Raw genomic sequence first — 16606 nt, 5'->3', positions numbered from 1 at the left:
CGCGGTTGAGAACCGACATCACCGACCGCTTTCACAGGTCACGAATGAGGCACGTTATGCGTCGACGACCAGAAGATTGTCAGATTGCCATGGTCCAATCAAGAGGGAGTCGTCGATATATGTGGGCCTTGGCCGTCGTGCAACTAACCGAAGAAGCGGGACTATTGGCGGCCACCTCTCATAACCTTTTCAGGCGGCGAATTAGAGTGGCGGACGCGTGTAAATCACGGCATTTTTTGTTATCGGCGGCCGGCTTGAACAGTCGCAGTCGCCGTAGTGCCGAAAAGCACGGTGCCGTCACCGAACGCGAAGACTTTCGGGGCGGGGAGCAGCGCCAGGGCGACGATCAGCCGCTCAAGGGGCACCAGTTCGTCGGCGGTCCGGCCGCAGTCCGCACAGGATCGGGTGTGCCGGGTGATGCGCTTACGCCACAGCGTGCTCGGTACGCCGTCCCAGCCCCCCAGCGCGGCGGTCAGCTGTGGGCACCGGGGGCTGGCTTCCAGCGCGGCGACGAGTGACCGGCTCAGCTCCAGCTGGTTGCGCATCCGCTGGACGCGCACACCCGCGTGAGCGACGCTCGTCCCCAGCGCCGCCGCGAGCTCCGCCCTCGTCAGCCGGCCCGCGGTCTCCAGCCACCACAGCGACAGCAGCGCCCGGGCGTCCGGGTCGAGCCATCGACTGGCGCGTACGGTCTTTCGGCGATGACCGGACAGCTCGACGCGGATCAGGGCCAGGTTCTCGGCGTCGGCGTCCGGCGGGTCGGCCATCTCGTCGAGGGGGGCCGTCCGTTCGGCGTCCGCCTGCCGCCGGTGCAGATGGGTGCTGATCTGTCGTGTGGCGATCGTGGCCAGCCAAGGCCGGAAGCACTCCGGGGCGCGCAGCGTGCGCAGCTCAGGAAGTGCCCGCAGCATCGTCTCCTGCACCACGTCGTCGACGTCCGCAGGCTCACCCAGTGCCCTGCGCACGATCGCGTATACCAGCGGCAGGTACGTCGCGGCCAGGTCGTCGAGCGCCCGTGGATCGCCGGCCTGTGCGGCGACGACCAGGCTCGTCTCATCGGCTCGGCCGGCTCGCCTCACGAGCCCATACACGGCGCCTCGGGCGAGGCCGGCTGGTAATGCTAGGCCGCCCATCATCGCCCCAGCCGTCCGCCATCAGCGGGAAGAGCGATGCCGTTGACACAGTCCGACGCCGGGGAGGCGTGGAACACCGTGGCCCCGGCGAAATCGTCGGCGCGTCTCCTGCGACCGGCCTGAATCCGGCCAAGGAGCGCCTGGTCGCGCTGGGGGTCCGCGCGTAACGCCTCGGCGACCCGGCTCTCGATCTCGAGGGTGCGGGCCCCTTGGTGGACAACCGCTTTCATCGATCCTCCATCCCTATGGTGTCGAACGTGCCTTCCGCGGCGGAGCGGCATGGTCCAGGGGTGACCGCGAACAGCCGCCAGCCGGCTTGCTCCGGCCGTATGTGCGGTCCGTCGGGTGCGTGTGCCGAGGTCCTCCCCACTGGCGACCGCCGTCCGTACGCCACGGCTGACAGCGGCCAGGCCACCGGCATGCCCGGCTTTGAAGGTGTGCCGTGGCATGCGGTCGTAGAGGGCAGTCACCGCGCGCGGGTCCTGGCCGTCGACGGCGGCGAAAATCGCCTCGGCTTCCACGTCAGGGCCGCTGTCACCAGAACCAATGGGTGACATGGCCTCAGCCCGCCTGGTCGGACGCCGCCGGCTGCCCCATCAGGTCTACCGTCTTGGAACCACCGGACGCCGAATCCGGGTCGGAGACGCTTCCGCAGCTCGCCGCCCACAGTGTCCGCTGCTTCATTGCTGCCCCACTCCTGTTGAGGTTGAGGAGGAACGCAACTCGTATGACATAGGTAACTCGTATGACGTATGACGTCAACCGGATGCCCTATAGTTGGCGAGCATCCGTGGTAGGGCACGGATCCGGGGGGGTGTCATGACGGCAGTACCGCAGTCATCGGCAGAGGCCTCGCAGGCCCCCGCCTGGAGTCGGCGCCCGGCGAATCTTGCCGCCGCGGTCACGGCTGAGCTGGTGGAGCGGATCGTCCGTGGAGTCCATCCGTCCGGTTCGCCGCTACCCCCCGAGCCCGTGCTCTGCGAGACCTTCTCGGTCAGCCGCACCGTGGTCCGCGAGGCGGTGAAGGTTCTTCAGGAGAAGGGGCTGGTGCAGGTCCGCCAAGGCACCGGCACGATGGTTACCCCGCCGGCGATGTGGAACATGCTCGACGAGCTGGTCCTCGGCGCCACCATCGCCGGAGACGAGAGCCTGGCCATCCTCGATCACCTCGTCGCGACCCGCCGCGTGCTGGAGTCCGATATGGCCAACGTGGCCGCCCGCCTGGCGAACGCCGAGGTGATCGACCAGTTACGCAGTCTGGTGGAGCGGATGGATGAGCTCGTCGACGACCCCGCTTCGTACCACGAAGAGGACCGGGCGTTCCACGACACCGTCATGCAGGCGTCGGGGAACCGCATCAGCCGCGCCGTGGTCCGTTCGCTGGAGCGCCAGGTCATCAACTCCGCCCGTTACATGGGCCGAACCGGCCGCGCCTTCTGCGTCACGTCCAACCAGGGCCATCGGCGCATCTACGAGCGGATCGCCGCGCACGACCCCAAGGGTGCGGCGGAGGCGATGTTCACCCACATCACCGAGGCGTGGGTGGTGCGCCGCAGCGGGCCGGGCGAGCCGACCGCGCTGCGGCGTTAGTTGATTCCGCTATCGCAGTGCCCACTGCTGGTTGGTGCCGCCGTGGCAGGACCAGAGGGTGGTCCTGGTGCCGTTGGCGGTGCCGCCGGCGTTGGCGTCGAGGCATAGTCCGGACTGGACGCCGGTGATGGTGCCGTTGGGGTTGACGTTCCACTGCTGGTTGTTCTGGCCGTTGCAGTCCCAGATGATGACCGGGGTGCCGTTGGTGGTGCCGCCTCCGCTGGCGTCGAGGCACTTGTTGCCGTGGACGGTCAGTTGTTTGCCGGCGGTGTAGGTCCAGTTCTGGCCGGCCGCGCCGGTGCAGTCCCAGAGTTGGGTCTGGGTGCCGTTGGTGGTGCTGGAGCCGGGGACGGTCAGGCAGCGGCCGGACTGCGCGCCCACGATCTGCTGAGCCGTTGGTGGGGTGGTGTCCTGCGGTCCGGCGGACGCCATCACGTCCTGGGCACCGGAAGGCCAGTTGCCATTGGTGACCGTGACATTGCCCGAGACCACGTTGCCGCGGTCCCCGTTGGTCACGTTCGTGCTGCCGTTGGTCGACCAGTTGTTGGTGACGGTCCAGTTCCCCATGTTCTCGCCACCCCAGTAGTTGGCCGTCGCCCACGTACCGGTGTTCGAGAAGACATTGTTGGTGGCCGTGTAGTACTTCGAGCCCTCGTCGAAATACAGCCCGAAGTGTCCGTTGGTCCGCAGGCAGTGGTTCCGGCTGATCAGCGCGCTCGGGTTCCATCCGAGCGTGTAGATGCAGCCACCGTCGTTCATCTGCTGCATGACATCGTGGATGTAGTTGCCGATGAGCCGGTTGTTGGACGCGGTGGTCGGCGTCGTGTAGCGCGGCTGGTAGTTGTACAGGCCGCGGTTGGCATAGTGGTTGCTGCCGCCCGCGTCGTTGGCGCCCCAGCCGTACCCGATCGACATGCCGGAGTACGGCATGTTGTAGACCTCGTTCTGGGCGACGGTGCTGTTGGTGACGTACGTGGTCAGGACAGAGACGATGCCTCGGTGGTCCGCCCCGAGGTCGTGGATGCGGTTGTTGCTGATCGTGATGTCCCTGTTGACCATGCGCTGGTCGCTGGGGTGGTGGGCGTCGGCGCGCACGCCGCCCACGACGATGCCACCGGCTGAGCTCCGGGCGATCTCCGACCGGGTCACCGTGATGTTGCCGGCGCCCAGGCCGACGCCGCTGGCGTGCGCGTTGGCGTCGTTGCCGATACCGATGGCCGTCTGGCCCAGGTTGACGAACCGGGAGTCGCTGAAGGTGATGGTGTTGGCGGCGGAGACCTGGACGGCGGCCGGCATCTGCAGCCAGTGTGGCCGGGCGGCCTCGAACTGCGTGCAGCCGTTGTGGCAGGAGTCGAAGCCCGGCCAGCTCCAGTTGCCGGCGATGTACGCGCCGGTCTGCTGGTCTGCGTAACCCTGGTTGCTGCTGGGGCCCAGCCAGCTCGTACCGGTGAAGGTGATCCCGCTGAACGTGATGTGGTGCGCCGGCTCGCTGTACGTGCCCCCGAGGTTCACCAGCGACTGCAGCGTCGGCAGTTCCACGCCGACGGTGCTCATGTTCTGCCCGGCCAGGGGGATGTAGTACAAGGCTCCGGCCGTGGGGTTGAGGTACCACTCGCCAGGCGAGTCCAGGAATTCGTACGCGTTGGACAGGTAGAACGGACCGGCCCGGTGTGGCCGCATGAGGGTGTCGTAGCCGAAGTTGTTGTTGTTCCACGCCGGCTGCTGCATCGTGATGAAGTTCCCGCTGATGCTCTGCACCGGCGAGTACCGGTCGGTGAAGGAGTTGACGCTCTCCACCTCGATCCGGCTCTGGTTGGCCAGGTTGTTCAGATAGCTCAGCGCACCGCCCGAGAACCTCATTCCGGCGCTGGTGGCCGTGAAATCGGCCCTGTTCACCTGCGTGCGTGCCCGGGTGGCGACGGCGCCGTCGACATAGAGCTGCCGGGCATCGAGACCGGCGGGCACGTCGGCCCGCCAGATGTTCCTGGCCGCGTCGGCAACCGACCAACCGGTGACTGCCCGGGCACCGGTGATCACCGGACGCGCCGACGGGGCGGCCTGCCACACGACCGTGTGACCGCCTGAGCCGGAGTCCTCCGCCGTCAGCCGCAAGGGTTGGGCCAGCCGGTACACACCGTCGGCCAACTGCACCACGATGTCGTCCGACATGGAGTCGTTGAGCGATCGCACCGCCGTCTGCGCGGCTGTCAGTGAGCACGGCTGCGCGCTGGAACAGTCGGTGCCGGTGCCGGACGGCGAGACGTACACAGTGAGGGGAGCCGCGGATGCCGGCGCGGGGGACGCCATCACAGCGGTCGCGGTCAAACCGACTGTGGCGGCTCCGGCCAGAAGTCGCCTTCGTATCCAACTGAGAGTGGTGAACACGTTTTCTCCTTATGGCGGTTCCAGTCCGCGGAGGACGGTGCGGAGGTAGGACAGCCCGTCACGGGCGAGGGTGTCCTGGGACGGGGCAAGCGGCCGCCAGATCGAGGCCGCGGTAGCGATGGCCTCGTTCTGCGCGGTGAACGACTCGATGCACACCGCGCCGCCGTAGCCGGTCGTGGCCAGGCCGGCGAGGAAGCGTGGCCAGTCGAAGTGGTCGGCGCCCGGGGCGCCGCGGTCGGTGCCGCTGACCTGGACGTGCTTGATGTGCGGACCAGCCGTGACGAGCGCCTCGTAGGGGTCGGCCTCCTCGATGTTCATGTGATAGGTGTCGATCATGAGACCGACGTTCGCGGGCAGGCCGTCGATCAGCTCCACCGCCTGCTCGACCGTGTTGACGACGCTCGTCTCATAGCGGTTGAGGGCCTCCACGCCGATGCTCACGCCCCGCTCCCCCGCGTAGTCGGCCACGGGCCGCAGGGCGCGGCGGACGTCCGCGTAGCAGGCCGCGCGCTCCACCGGTGACATGCGCCAGGTCCGCCCCACCGCGGCGTAGACCGGGCCGCCGACGCAGGGCGCGCCGACGGCCACCGCACTGTCCACACACGTTTTCAGGTACGCCACAGTGGAGGCGACGGCCTCCGGCGGGGCGTTCACGAGGTCACGTCCGGGCGAGGTGACCGCACAGACGCCGACCGCGCGCAGGCCGTACGCCGCCAGCAGGTCGCGGGTGCGGGCCGGGTCCCAGTCGCCGGGTTGCTCGATCGGCAGCTCGACCGCGTCGAAACCGAACGCGGCGATCCGCGGCACCAGCTCGGCCATGGCCTCGTCGTCGACCGGCGAGGCCCAGACCCACGGGTTGACACCGATGGGGTACACCGGACTACTTCCAGCGCCGCGGGTAACCGGGCAGGTCGGTGCAGCCGCACATCGCGTAGTGCAGCGGCGGCATGGTGGGGTCGACGTACTCGTCCAGGTTGTCCTGGGTGATGGTCGGCTGTGGCAGCTTCCACGGGTTCGGCACCTGCTCGCCGTCGAGGATCTTCAGCGCGGCGATGATCGGGGTGCGCCACTGGTAGGTCGGGTAGGTGGGGGCGATCGCCGTGAGCTTCTTGTCCTTCCACAGCTTCAGGAAGTCGAGCTGGTCCTCGCCGTTGATCGGCGGCACGGGCTTGCCGGCGTCCTCGAACGCCTCGACCGCCGCGCCCGCGACCGCCCCGGCGTCCATCCAGACGCCGTCGATCGTGCCGTACCGCTGGATGTAGTCGTTGACGATCTTCTTCGTCCTGGCCGGGTCGCCGTCGGTGAACTCGACGCCGACGACGTCGACGCCCGCCTTGTCGAAGGCGACCTTCGCCGCGGACCAACGGGTCTCCAGCACGTCGACGCCGGGCAGGATGCGCAGCGCGAGCACCTTGCCACCGCGCTTCATCTTCTGGGTGACGAACTCCGCCGCGACGTGGCCGAATCCGTAGCCGCCGATCGGGTTGATGAACGTCACCGGGCAGGTCGTGTCGACGCCGCGGTCGAAGACGATGACCGGCAGGCCCTTCTGGCAGGCGGCTTTCACGGCCGGGGTGAGCGTCGCGGTGGTGTTCGGCGAGACGATGAGTGCGTGGCAGCCCTTGCCGAGCAGGTCGTTGATGTCGGCGATCTGCTTCTGGTCCTTGCCTTCGGCATCGACGTGGACGAACTCGGAGATCCGGCCGCGGTGCGTGTCGACCTCGGCCTGCATGGTCTTGAAACCGACCTGGCGCCAGGGGTTGTTCAGCCCCGCGTTGGAGAAGCAGATCTTGTGCGGTCCGGGCTTCTTGTACTTCGCGGTCTCCACCATCGCCGGGTTGAGCGCCTGCTCCCAGGGCTTGCCGGCGGGGCCGGTGGGCGCGGCGTCCAGGAGCGCGAGCTGCTTGTCGTAGTCGGCCTGCACGAAGAACTTCGACTGCTCCCCCGTGCCCGACCCAGTGCCCGCGGAGGGCGAACCCGATGCGCCGGTGGTGGGCTCGTCGGTGGAGCAGCCGGCCAGCACCAGTAAGGCGCTTACGGCCAGCACCGTCGTGGAATGCCTCACTGAATCCCCTTTATCTGGACGGGAAATTTATCTGGACGGGAAACGGAAGGACGCCGCCGCCACGGCGAACAGAATGATCGCGCCCTGGACGGTCGGTTTGAGGGCGCCGGAGACGCCGTAGAAGTTCATGACCGTGAAGAGCGTCTCGAGGGTCAGCGCGCCCAGCATCGCGCCGACGACCGAACCGCGGCCCCCGCCCAGAGCGACACCGCCGAGGACCGCCGCGGTGATCGCGCCGAACTCGAGGCCGGCACCGGCCTGGAACGACACTCCGCTGTACCCGCCGATGAGGATCGCCGCGAGGGTGGCGGCGAGTCCGCTGAGGACGAACGCCATGGTCTTGGCGCGCCACACGCGCACGCCGCTCAGCTCGGCGGTCCGCGGGTTGCCGCCGACGGCGACCAGGGTGCGGCCGAAGTCCGAACGCGTCAGCACCAGCGCCAGAGCGGCCGCCACCACCAGGATGACCAGGGCGTACGGTATCCGGCCCAGCGCGGGCACGTCCTCGAACGCCGACCGACCGAGCCGGCGGAACTCCTCGGAGAGGCCGCCCTTCGGGGCACCGTCGGACCACAGGTACACGGCACCGACGAGGATGAGGAACATCCCGAGGGTCGTGATGAACGACGGCACCCGCAGCCGCGTGGTGACGAGGCCGTTGACGAGACCGACGGCGATGCCGAACGCGAGCAGGAGCACGACGACAGGCCAGCCGGCCGACGGATCGCCGTCGATCAGCCGGGCGGCGATGACCACCTGCGCGGTGACCAGAGAGCCGACGGACAGGTCCAACTCGCCGGAGACGATCACGAAGTACTGGCCGGCGGCGAGCAGGATGACCGGCGCGGAACGACCGAGGAACGACATCAGCGACGGCGGCGAGAGAAAGTCCGGTTGACGGGCGGTCAGCAGAACCAGCAACACCGCCAGGATCACGATGATCGGTGCGAGACCGCCGGAGCGGAACTTGATGAGCCGCAGTGGGCGCGCGATCCGCATGCTATGACGCCTTTCGCATCGCCCGGCGGGCGTAGACGGCGACCGCCGCGATGATGATCACGCCACGGATCACCTGCTTGAAGAACACGTCGACCTCGAGCTGGTTGAAGATGGCGTCGATGCTCGCGAGCAGCAGCACGCCGCCGACCGTGCCGGCAACGCCGCCGCGCCCGCCGGCCAGGGCGGTGCCGCCGAGCACCACCGCGGCGATCGACTCCAGGTCGTACAGTCCCTCGGTGCCCACCCTTGGTGCGCCGGCGCCGAGCCGGCTGGCGAGGTAGATCCCGGCGAGGCCGGCGCAGAGGGCGCACAGCACATGAGCGGTGACGAGGACCCGGCTGTTGCGTACGCCGGAGAGCCGGGCGACCTCCGGGTCACCGCCCACGGCGATCAGGTGGTGGCCGAATCGGGTGCGCGCCAGCACGAACCAGGCCGCGGCGGCGACGGCGAGCAGCAGCAGGAACGACAGCGGCACCGGGCCGATGCGCTGGTACCCCAGGCCCTGCACCAGGGCGGGTGCGGTCTTGCCGGCCGGGCCGTCGTATCCGTTGTCGAGGTATCCCTTCAGCAGCAGTCCGACACCGACGGTCGCGATGAAGGGGTTGATCCGCGCTGTGGTGACGAGCAGGCCGTTGACGAGGCCGATCGCGCTGCTGACGGCGAGCGTCAGGCCGATCGCCGGCAGCAGCGCACCGTCGTCACCGGCCATGGTCTCGGCGGCGACGAGGGTGCTCAGGCTGACCACGTACGCCACGGACAGGTCCAGCGAGCCCCCGATGATGACCAGCGTCTGGCCGACCGCGACGAGGCCCAGGCCGGCGGCGACGTGCAGCAGGCTCACCGTCGTCGGCAGGCTGAACAGCCGGCCGCCGTCGGCCGTGACGATGAGCCAACCGATCGTCAGGGTGAGGACCAGGGCGACGAACACGCCGGGCGGGGTCCGCCGGGCCGTCAGGGACAGCGCGCCGCTCATCCGGCCGCCTCCGGCACGGTGCCGACCGCCAGGGCGACGACATCCTCCTCCGTCGCGCCGGCGGGTAGCTCGCCGGCGATCCGGCCGTCGCGCATGACGATGATCCGGTCGCTCATGCCGAGCAGCTCGGGCAGCTCGGACGAGACCATCAGCACGGCGGCGCCGTCGCGGGCCAGCCGGCGGACGAGATCGTGGATCGCCGACTTGGCGCCCACGTCGATGCCCCGGGTCGGCTCGTCGAAGAGCAGGATCCTCGGGGCGAGCGCGAGCCACCTGGCCAGCACGACCTTCTGCTGGTTGCCCCCGGACAGGAAACGGATCTCCTGGTCCTCCCCTGCGGCGCGAAGCTCAACGGCCGCGAGCAGCTCCCGGATTCGCGCGGTCCGGGCACCGCGGCCGACCCGGCCCGGGCGGACGGCGCGGCCGGCCAACAGCGCGTTGTCGAGCACCGACTGCTCGGCGACGATCCCCTCGCCCTTGCGGTCCTCGGAGACGTAGGCGATACCGGCCCGCATCGCGGCGCGGGGCGAGCGCAGCCGGACCGGCGCTCCGTCGACGGTCACCTGGCCGGTGCTGAACGGTGCGGCGCCGAACAGCGCGCGGGCCAGCGCCGACCGGCCGGAGCCCTGCAGGCCGCCGACGCCGAGCACCTCGCCGGCGCGCAGCCGCAGGTCGATGCCGCGCAGCTTCCGGTTGCCTCCGCCCCGGACAGTCAGCCGCACCGGGCCCAGCTCCTGCGGCTTCGCCGGGTCGGGGTAGTAGCTCGACAGCTCGCGGCCGACCATGTGGCGCACCAGCTGATCGGCGCTGGTGTCCGCGGTGTCCAAGGTGGCCACCGCCCGGCCGTCCTTGAGCACGGTGATCCGGCTGGACAGGTCGAAGACCTCCTTGAGGCGGTGCGAGACGTACAGCACGCCTATCCCCTGCTCCTGCAGCCGCCGTACGAGCGCGTAGAGCTGGTCGACCTCGTGGTCGGCGAGAGCCGCGGTGGGCTCGTCCATGATGAGCAGCCGCGCGTCGAGGGAGAGCGCCTTGACGATCTCGACCACCTGTTGTTGCGCCACGCCGAGTCGTCCCACGCGCGTTTCGGGCGGTATCGAGCCCTCCCCGATCGAGGCGAGGAGCCCCGCGGTGTGGCTGAGCATCGCCCTGCGGTCGACGAGCCCGCGGCGCAGGGGCTCGCGGCCCAGACAGACGTTCTCCGCGACGGTGCGCTCGGGCAGCAGGGTCAGCTCCTGGTAGACGATGCCGATACCGGCCTGTTGGGCCTCACGCGGGCTGCGGAACGTCCGCGGTGCGCCGGCGAACTCAACCGTTCCCTCGTCCGGCTGGTGGACGCCGGACACCACCTTCATGAGCGTGGACTTGCCGGCGCCGTTCTCGCCGACGACCGCGTGCACCTCGCCCGGCCGGACCTGGAGGTCGACGCCATCGAGCACCCGCACGCCGAGGAACGACTTGCCGATGCCTCGCAGAGCGAGCAGCGGCGACGGCGGCAGGCCAGACATCGTGGGACCCTCTACATTTCGCGTCGTCAGCAGGATTTGAGTCACCGATAGCTGAATCGTCGAAGAGCATCGAAATTTCGCCGGATTCGATGGCGACATCGCGGCCTGAGGGTAAATGCCTCGATGAGCCATGGCAATACCACCGGACATCACAGCAGGGCGATCAGTCGACAGCGATTGATATGCAAAAATCTGTTATCAAATCGGCCCGTCCACAGTCGCGCGCCGAACCGCGGCGGCTGATACGCAAAATGTGTTATGGAATCTCCCCGACGACAGTCGCGCACCGAACCGCGATGATTGATGCGCAAAATGTGTTATGGAAACGGCTGCACTCGAACCATATTGACTGTTGCGATACGCCGCTGCATGCTGGCCGGCAGACCACGGGAGACGGTCGCATCTGGTGTGACGCCCCCTCTCTTCCATGGGGATTGACTGCCCGTCACGGCGGACGGAATGACGAGCTGCCGGCGCGTGCCCGTGGTCATGCCATCGTTCCTCCGCCGAAATAGGAGACGGCATGCGTCGCGTCATATTTATCTTCGGGGTGATCGCGAGCGTGCTCCTGTCGCTCGTCGTGGCCCAACCGGCGTCAGCGGCGCCGACCTTCCGAGCCCTTGTCTTCACGGAGACGGCCGGCTACCGACACGATTCGATCCCGGCCGGCCTCGCGATGTTCCGGGAGCAGGCGGCGGCCAACAACTTCGAGTTGGTCCACAGCGAGGACTCGAGCGTTTTCACCCCGGCAAACCTCGCCACCTTCGACGTGCTCATCATGTTCCAGACCTCGGGAATGGTGTGGAACACGGCGGCCCAACGTCAGGCGGTGGAGGGCTACCTCGCCAGCGGCAAGGGCATCGTCGCGATCCACAACGCCACAGACATGGGCATCGAGAACGAGTACCCGTGGTGGGACCAGACCATCAACGGCAGCGCACACATGCCGGAGCACTCCCCTGGCGTGCTGCCCGGCACCGCCATCGTCGCGGACAAGAAGCACCCGTCGACGGCCGGCCTGCCGGACCGATGGAACCGCAGCGAGGAGTGGTACAACTTCGACCGCAACCCCCGCGGCGACGTCCATGTCCTGGTCACCGCGGACGAGCGCACGTACAACCCGGGCCCCCGCGCCATGGGGCCGGACCACCCCATCTCCTGGTGCCGCAACACCGGCGGCGGCCGCGTGTGGGCCACCGCCATGGGGCACACCAGCGCGGCCTACAGCGAGACCCATTTCCGCAACCACGTCCTCGGGGGCGTCAAGTGGGCGGCCGGCAACGAGCCCGGCGACTGCGGCGGCACCGTGTGGAGCAACTTCGAAAAGCGCACCCTCGACGACAACACCGCGGACCCGATGGCTCTCGCGGTCGCCCCGGACGGGCGGGTGCTCTATGTCCAGCGGGGCGGTCAGCTGAAGATCTTCAAACCGACCACGAACAGCACCGTGACAGCCGGCACGCTCAGCGTCTACACCGGCGGCGAGGACGGCCTCACCGGACTGGCGCTCGACCCCGACTTCGCCAGCAACGGCTACGTGTACCTGTATCACTCCCCGGCCGGAGTCCCGAACGACATCAACCGGGTCTCCCGGTTCACGCTCACCGGCGACACCCTGAACATGTCGAGCCAGGTGACGATCATCGACATCCCCGCGACCCGGGACCGCACGTTCGCCGAACCCGGGCACACGGGCGGGTACATCGAGTTCGGCCCCGACGGGAACCTCTACATCGGCACCGGGGACGACGTCCCACCGAACCTCGACTCCAACTGGCAGGGCTACGCCCCGCTGGACTGGCGGCAGGGCAAGGCCAACCTCGACGCCGCCCGCACCGCCGGCAACACCAACGACCTGCGTGGCAAGCTCCTGCGCATCCGGCCGTCGGCCGACGGCGGCTACACCGTCCCGGCCGGCAACCTCTACCCACAGGGCACCGCGCAGACCCGGCCCGAGATCTACGCGATGGGCTTCCGCAACCCGTTCCGCTTCTCGATCGACCCGGAGAACGGGTGGGTCTACCTCGCCGACTACGGCCCGGACCGGAACCCGCCCGCGACCAATCGCGGCCCCGAAGGACTCGTCGAACTCAATGTCATCAAGGCCCCGGGCAACTACGGCTGGCCGTTCTGCCACGGCGACAACCAGGCCTACGCGCCCTACAACCCGAGCACCGGCGTCGTCGGCGCCAAGTTCAACTGCAACGCGCCGGTCAACAACTCGCCGAACAACACCGGCCTGACCAGCCTCAAGCCGATCGTCGCGCCGAACATGTGGTACGGCTACGGCGTCTCACCGAACTTCCCCGAACTCGGCTCCGGCGGCTCGGGGCCGATGGGCGGACCGGTCTACCGCTACGACGCCGCGAACCCGTCCGAGACAAAGTTCCCGCCCTACTACGACGGGGTCCACTTCTTCTACGAGTGGTCGCGCCACACCGTCAAGGAGGTCCACTTCGACTCCGCGACCGCGGTCACCCGGACCAACTCCTTCTTGCCCGCCGCCAAGTTCCTCAAGCCGATGGACATGGAGTTCGGGCCCGACGGTTCGTTGTACCTGCTCGAATGGGGCACCAACTTCGGCGGTGGCAACAACGACTCGGGTCTTTACCGCATCGACTACAAAAACCAGGGCGGGCGGGCGCCGACAGCCAAGGCCACCGGAACGCCCACCAACGGTAACGCGCCGTTGACCGTGCAGTTCAGCAGTGCGGGGTCCACGGACCCGGATCCCGGGAACACGCTCAGCTACCACTGGACGTTCGGCGACGGCACGACGTCCACGGCGGCCAACCCGTCACACACCTACACCGCCAACGGCAACTACACCGCCCAGCTCAAGGTCACCGACAACACCGGCAAGACAGGCTTCGCCAACGTGCCGATCACCGTGGGCAACACCGCACCGAAGCTCACCGTCACGATTCCGCCCGACGGCGGCATGCTGAACTTCGGCGACCGCGTCTCGTACCAGGTGTCTGTCTCGGACCCCGGCGGCGCGCCCATCGACTGCACCAAGGTGTTCGTCAACCCCGCCCTCGGCCACGACGACCACCAGCATGACACCACGGACTACCCGGGGTGCTCGGGCACCATCGACACGACGCTGCTCGGCGGGCACCCTGACGGCGCCAACCTGTACTACGTCCTCAACGCCCGTTACACCGACGACGGCGGCCCCGGCGGTGCGGCCCCGCTCACCGGCTACGCTCACGCGACCCTCCAACCCAAGCACAAACAGGCCGAGTTCTACACGGACCAGTCGGGTGTGCAGGTCGTCGAGCAGGCCGGCGCGGAGAGCGGCAAGCGGGTCGGCAACATCTCCGACAACGACTGGATCGCGTTCGACCCGATGAGCCTGTCGGGCATCACGAACGTGAGCTACCGCCTGTCGTCGCCGAGCGGAGGCGGATCGATCGAACTGCGCGCCGACTCCCCGACCGGCACACTCCTGGCCACGACACCGGTGCCCAGCACCGGCGGCTGGAACAACTACCAGTCCACGCCGGCGGTGAACACTGCCGATCTCGCCGGCTCGCACCGGCTCTACCTGGTGTTCAAGGGCACCTCGAACAACTGGTTCGACCTCGACTCGCTCACCTTCGGCGGCAGCGGGGTCGGCGAACCGGGCAGCGGCGGTGGCGGCGTGGCCGGTCGGACCTGGACGGTCGCAGCGCAGCACAGCGGCAAATTCGTGGACGTCAACGGCGCCTCGACCGCTGACGGCGCCCAGATCGTCCAGTGGTCGGCCACCGGCGGCAACAACCAGAAGTGGCAGGCCGTCGACGCCGGTGGCGGCGCCGTCCACCTGAAGGCGGTGCACAGCGACAAGTGCCTCGCCGTCACGGGCGGGTCCACCGCCCAGGGCGCGTTCCTGCAGCAGTCCACCTGCGACAACGGCAACCCGCAGAAGTTCCTCGTCACACCGACCACCACGGTGGGCGTGTACACGGTGAAAAGCCTCCCCAGTGGACTGTGCGTCGACGTCAACGGCGGCTCGACGGCCGACGGTGCACGACTCCTGCAATGGAGCTGCCACAGCGGCACCAACCAACAGTGGCGGTTCACCGCCGTATAGCCCGTCCGAACGGGATGCCCGGCGCGGTTGCGCGCCGGGCATTCTCCCTATGAACAGGTGAGGAACCGCCATGGTGTTTCGGATACCTCGGCCCCGCCGGTACGGACGGCTGTCCGCGCTGGGCACAGCCCTGGTGCTTGTTGCCGTCGGCGCCACCGCGGTGGCGGCACCGATCGAGCCCGGGCAGAGCGCCCCCATCGTGGGCGCGCAGTCCGGCCGCTGCCTGACCGTCCCCGGCTCCAGCACCACCAACGGCACCCAGACCCAACTCTGGGACTGCACCGGCGCAGTCGGCCAGACCTGGACCTACACCGCCGCCAAACAACTGACCGTCCACGGCAACAAGTGCCTCGACGCCAGCGGACGCGGCACCACCAACGGCACCCCGGTCATCATCTGGGACTGCAACGGCCAGAACAACCAACAGTGGAACGTCAACCCCAACGGCACCATCACCGGCGTCCAGTCCGGACTATGCCTCGACGCCAACGCCGGCGGCACCGCCAACGGCACCAGGACCACCCTCTGGTCCTGCCACAGCGGCACCAACCAGCAGTGGGACTCACCGGCCCCGCCGGTGCCGGGCGGCGCGGGCACGTGTGACATCTACGCCTCGGGCGGCACCCCCTGCATCGCCGCCCACAGCACCGTACGAGCGCTCTACGGCACCTACAACGGCAACCTCTACCAGGTCCGGCGCTCGTCCGACAGCACGACCCGGAACATCGGCGTCCGGAGCGCGGGGGGCGCCGCGGACGCGACGACGCAGGACTCGTTCTGCGCGGGGACCACCTGTGTCATCACCGTCGTCTACGACCAGTCCGGCCGCGGGAACGACCTGTGGTACCAGGGATCGAGTGTGGTTCCCGGCTCCAACCAGAGCCGCCCGGCGATCGCGACGTCGGAGTCGCTGGCGGTCGGCGGCAGCAAGGCCTACTCGCTCTACATCAACCCCGGCAACAGCTACTGGCGGGACGGCCACCTGACCGGCGTGCCGACCGGCAGCGCCCCCGAAGGCATGTACATGGTGACCAGCGGCACCCATGTCAACGGCGGCTGCTGCTTCGACTACGGCAACAGTGAGACGACCCGAGCGGCCGACGCGGCCGGAGCGATGGACGCGATCAATTTCAGCACCCAGTGCTGGTTCGGCGGGTGCACCGGCACCGGCCCATGGGTCCAGGCCGACCTCGAATGGGGGCTCTACTCCGGTGGCAGTCAGACCTGGAACTCGAACCAGCGGGCCTTCACCAGCAAGTTCGTGACGGCGATGTTGAAGAACAACGGGACGAGCCGTTTCGCGCTCAAGGGTGGCAACGGCCAGACCGGAAGCCTGACCACGCTCTGGGACGGCGCGCTTCCGCCCGGCTACAGCCCCATGAAGAAGCAGGGCGCCATCATCCTCGGCAGCGGTGGTGACTGCTGCAAGCCCGGCGGCGGCGCGAACCTCAGCGCCGGCACCTTCTACGAGGGCGCGATGGTGTCCGGATACCCGTCCGACGCAACCGAGAACGCGGTACAGGCCAACATCGTCGCCGCCGGCTACCGCTGAGCCGCCGCCCGCACCGAAACGCGGCACAGCCTGACGTCAGCTACACCCGGCCCGGCAACCCGGAAGGGCCACCGCACAGTGGGCGGTGGCCCTTCCAGCGTGGCGCGTCAGCTCAGGGCAGGGTCCATTTCTGGTTGGCTCCGCCGTGGCAGGTCCACAGGTGCACGAGGGTGCCGTCCGACGAACCCGCGCCCGACACGTCCAGGCACTTGCCCGACTGAGGGTTCCGCAACGACCCGTCCGGGTGCGCCTGCCAGTTCTGGTTGGCACCACCGTTGCAGGACCACAACTGGACCCTCGCCCCGTCCGCCGAGCTGTTACCA

The 16606-nt window shown here is 68.6% G+C and carries 13 protein-coding genes; 3 read left to right on the top strand and 10 right to left on the bottom strand.

The window, feature by feature from the left end:
* Window positions 1-239: 239 nt before the first annotated feature.
* The 3 genes from KCH48_RS31430 to KCH48_RS43010 form a co-directional block, all read right to left on the bottom strand.
* Window positions 240-1079 carry a sigma-70 family RNA polymerase sigma factor gene (locus KCH48_RS31430; protein WP_307841003.1) on the bottom strand — a complete coding sequence of 280 codons (840 nt, stop codon included), beginning with the start codon at window positions 1077-1079 and terminating at the stop codon, window positions 240-242.
* Window positions 1080-1132: 53 nt separating this feature from the next.
* On the bottom strand, window positions 1133-1363 hold the full coding sequence (locus tag KCH48_RS31425; protein WP_210578790.1) for a hypothetical protein: 231 nt from the start codon (window positions 1361-1363) through the stop codon (window positions 1133-1135).
* 331 nt (window positions 1364-1694) lie between these two features.
* Window positions 1695-1817, bottom strand: a complete 123-nt coding sequence (locus tag KCH48_RS43010; RefSeq protein ID WP_282615207.1) for a hypothetical protein — start codon at window positions 1815-1817, stop codon at window positions 1695-1697.
* Between the two features lie 135 nt (window positions 1818-1952).
* Between KCH48_RS43010 and KCH48_RS31420 the strand changes: the two genes are divergently transcribed.
* Window positions 1953-2723, top strand: a complete 771-nt coding sequence (locus tag KCH48_RS31420) for a FadR/GntR family transcriptional regulator (protein WP_210578787.1) — start codon at window positions 1953-1955, stop codon at window positions 2721-2723.
* A gap of 9 nt (window positions 2724-2732) precedes the next feature.
* On the opposite strand, the gene KCH48_RS31415 is transcribed toward KCH48_RS31420, so the two are convergent.
* The 6 genes from KCH48_RS31415 to KCH48_RS31390 all read right to left on the bottom strand — a co-directional run bounded on the left by KCH48_RS31415 (window position 2733) and on the right by KCH48_RS31390 (window position 10653).
* Window positions 2733-5030, bottom strand: a complete 2298-nt coding sequence (locus tag KCH48_RS31415) for a ricin-type beta-trefoil lectin domain protein (protein WP_210579156.1) — start codon at window positions 5028-5030, stop codon at window positions 2733-2735.
* Between the two features lie 87 nt (window positions 5031-5117).
* The gene (locus tag KCH48_RS31410; RefSeq protein ID WP_210578781.1) at window positions 5118-5984 is read right to left on the bottom strand and encodes a sugar phosphate isomerase/epimerase; all 867 of its coding nucleotides are present in this window, start codon (window positions 5982-5984) and stop codon (window positions 5118-5120) included.
* A 4-nt stretch (window positions 5985-5988) separates the two neighbouring features.
* Complete coding sequence (locus KCH48_RS31405; RefSeq protein WP_210578779.1) at window positions 5989-7173, bottom strand: substrate-binding domain-containing protein; 1185 nt, start codon at window positions 7171-7173, stop codon at window positions 5989-5991.
* 27 nt (window positions 7174-7200) lie between these two features.
* Complete coding sequence (locus tag KCH48_RS31400) at window positions 7201-8172, bottom strand: ABC transporter permease (protein WP_210578774.1); 972 nt, start codon at window positions 8170-8172, stop codon at window positions 7201-7203.
* Window position 8173: 1 nt separating this feature from the next.
* Window positions 8174-9145 (bottom strand): ABC transporter permease, encoded by a 972-nt coding sequence (locus tag KCH48_RS31395; RefSeq protein ID WP_210578770.1) that lies wholly within the window; start codon window positions 9143-9145, stop codon window positions 8174-8176.
* Complete coding sequence (locus tag KCH48_RS31390) at window positions 9142-10653, bottom strand: sugar ABC transporter ATP-binding protein (protein WP_210578766.1); 1512 nt, start codon at window positions 10651-10653, stop codon at window positions 9142-9144. The genes KCH48_RS31395 and KCH48_RS31390 overlap by 4 nt, the downstream gene beginning before the upstream one ends.
* Window positions 10654-11176: 523 nt before the next feature.
* Here KCH48_RS31390 and KCH48_RS31385 point away from each other — a divergent pair.
* Entirely contained in the window at window positions 11177-14731 is a 3555-nt protein-coding gene (locus KCH48_RS31385) for a ThuA domain-containing protein (protein ID WP_210578764.1), read from the top strand.
* Between the two features lie 70 nt (window positions 14732-14801).
* Window positions 14802-16283: an arabinofuranosidase catalytic domain-containing protein gene (locus tag KCH48_RS31380; protein WP_210578761.1), complete on the top strand. Its 1482-nt coding sequence runs from the start codon at window positions 14802-14804 to the stop codon at window positions 16281-16283.
* A 112-nt stretch (window positions 16284-16395) separates the two neighbouring features.
* Here KCH48_RS31380 and KCH48_RS31375 read toward each other — a convergent pair.
* On the bottom strand, window positions 16396-16606 hold a 211-nt coding region (locus tag KCH48_RS31375; RefSeq protein WP_210578758.1), incomplete at its 5' end, for a ricin-type beta-trefoil lectin domain protein.

It is taken from the genome of Streptomyces sp. GESEQ-4, from assembly GCF_017948455.1.
Taxonomy (GTDB): Bacteria; Actinomycetota; Actinomycetes; order Streptomycetales; family Streptomycetaceae; genus Streptomyces.
This window is presented reverse-complemented; position numbering and strand designations above follow the sequence as displayed.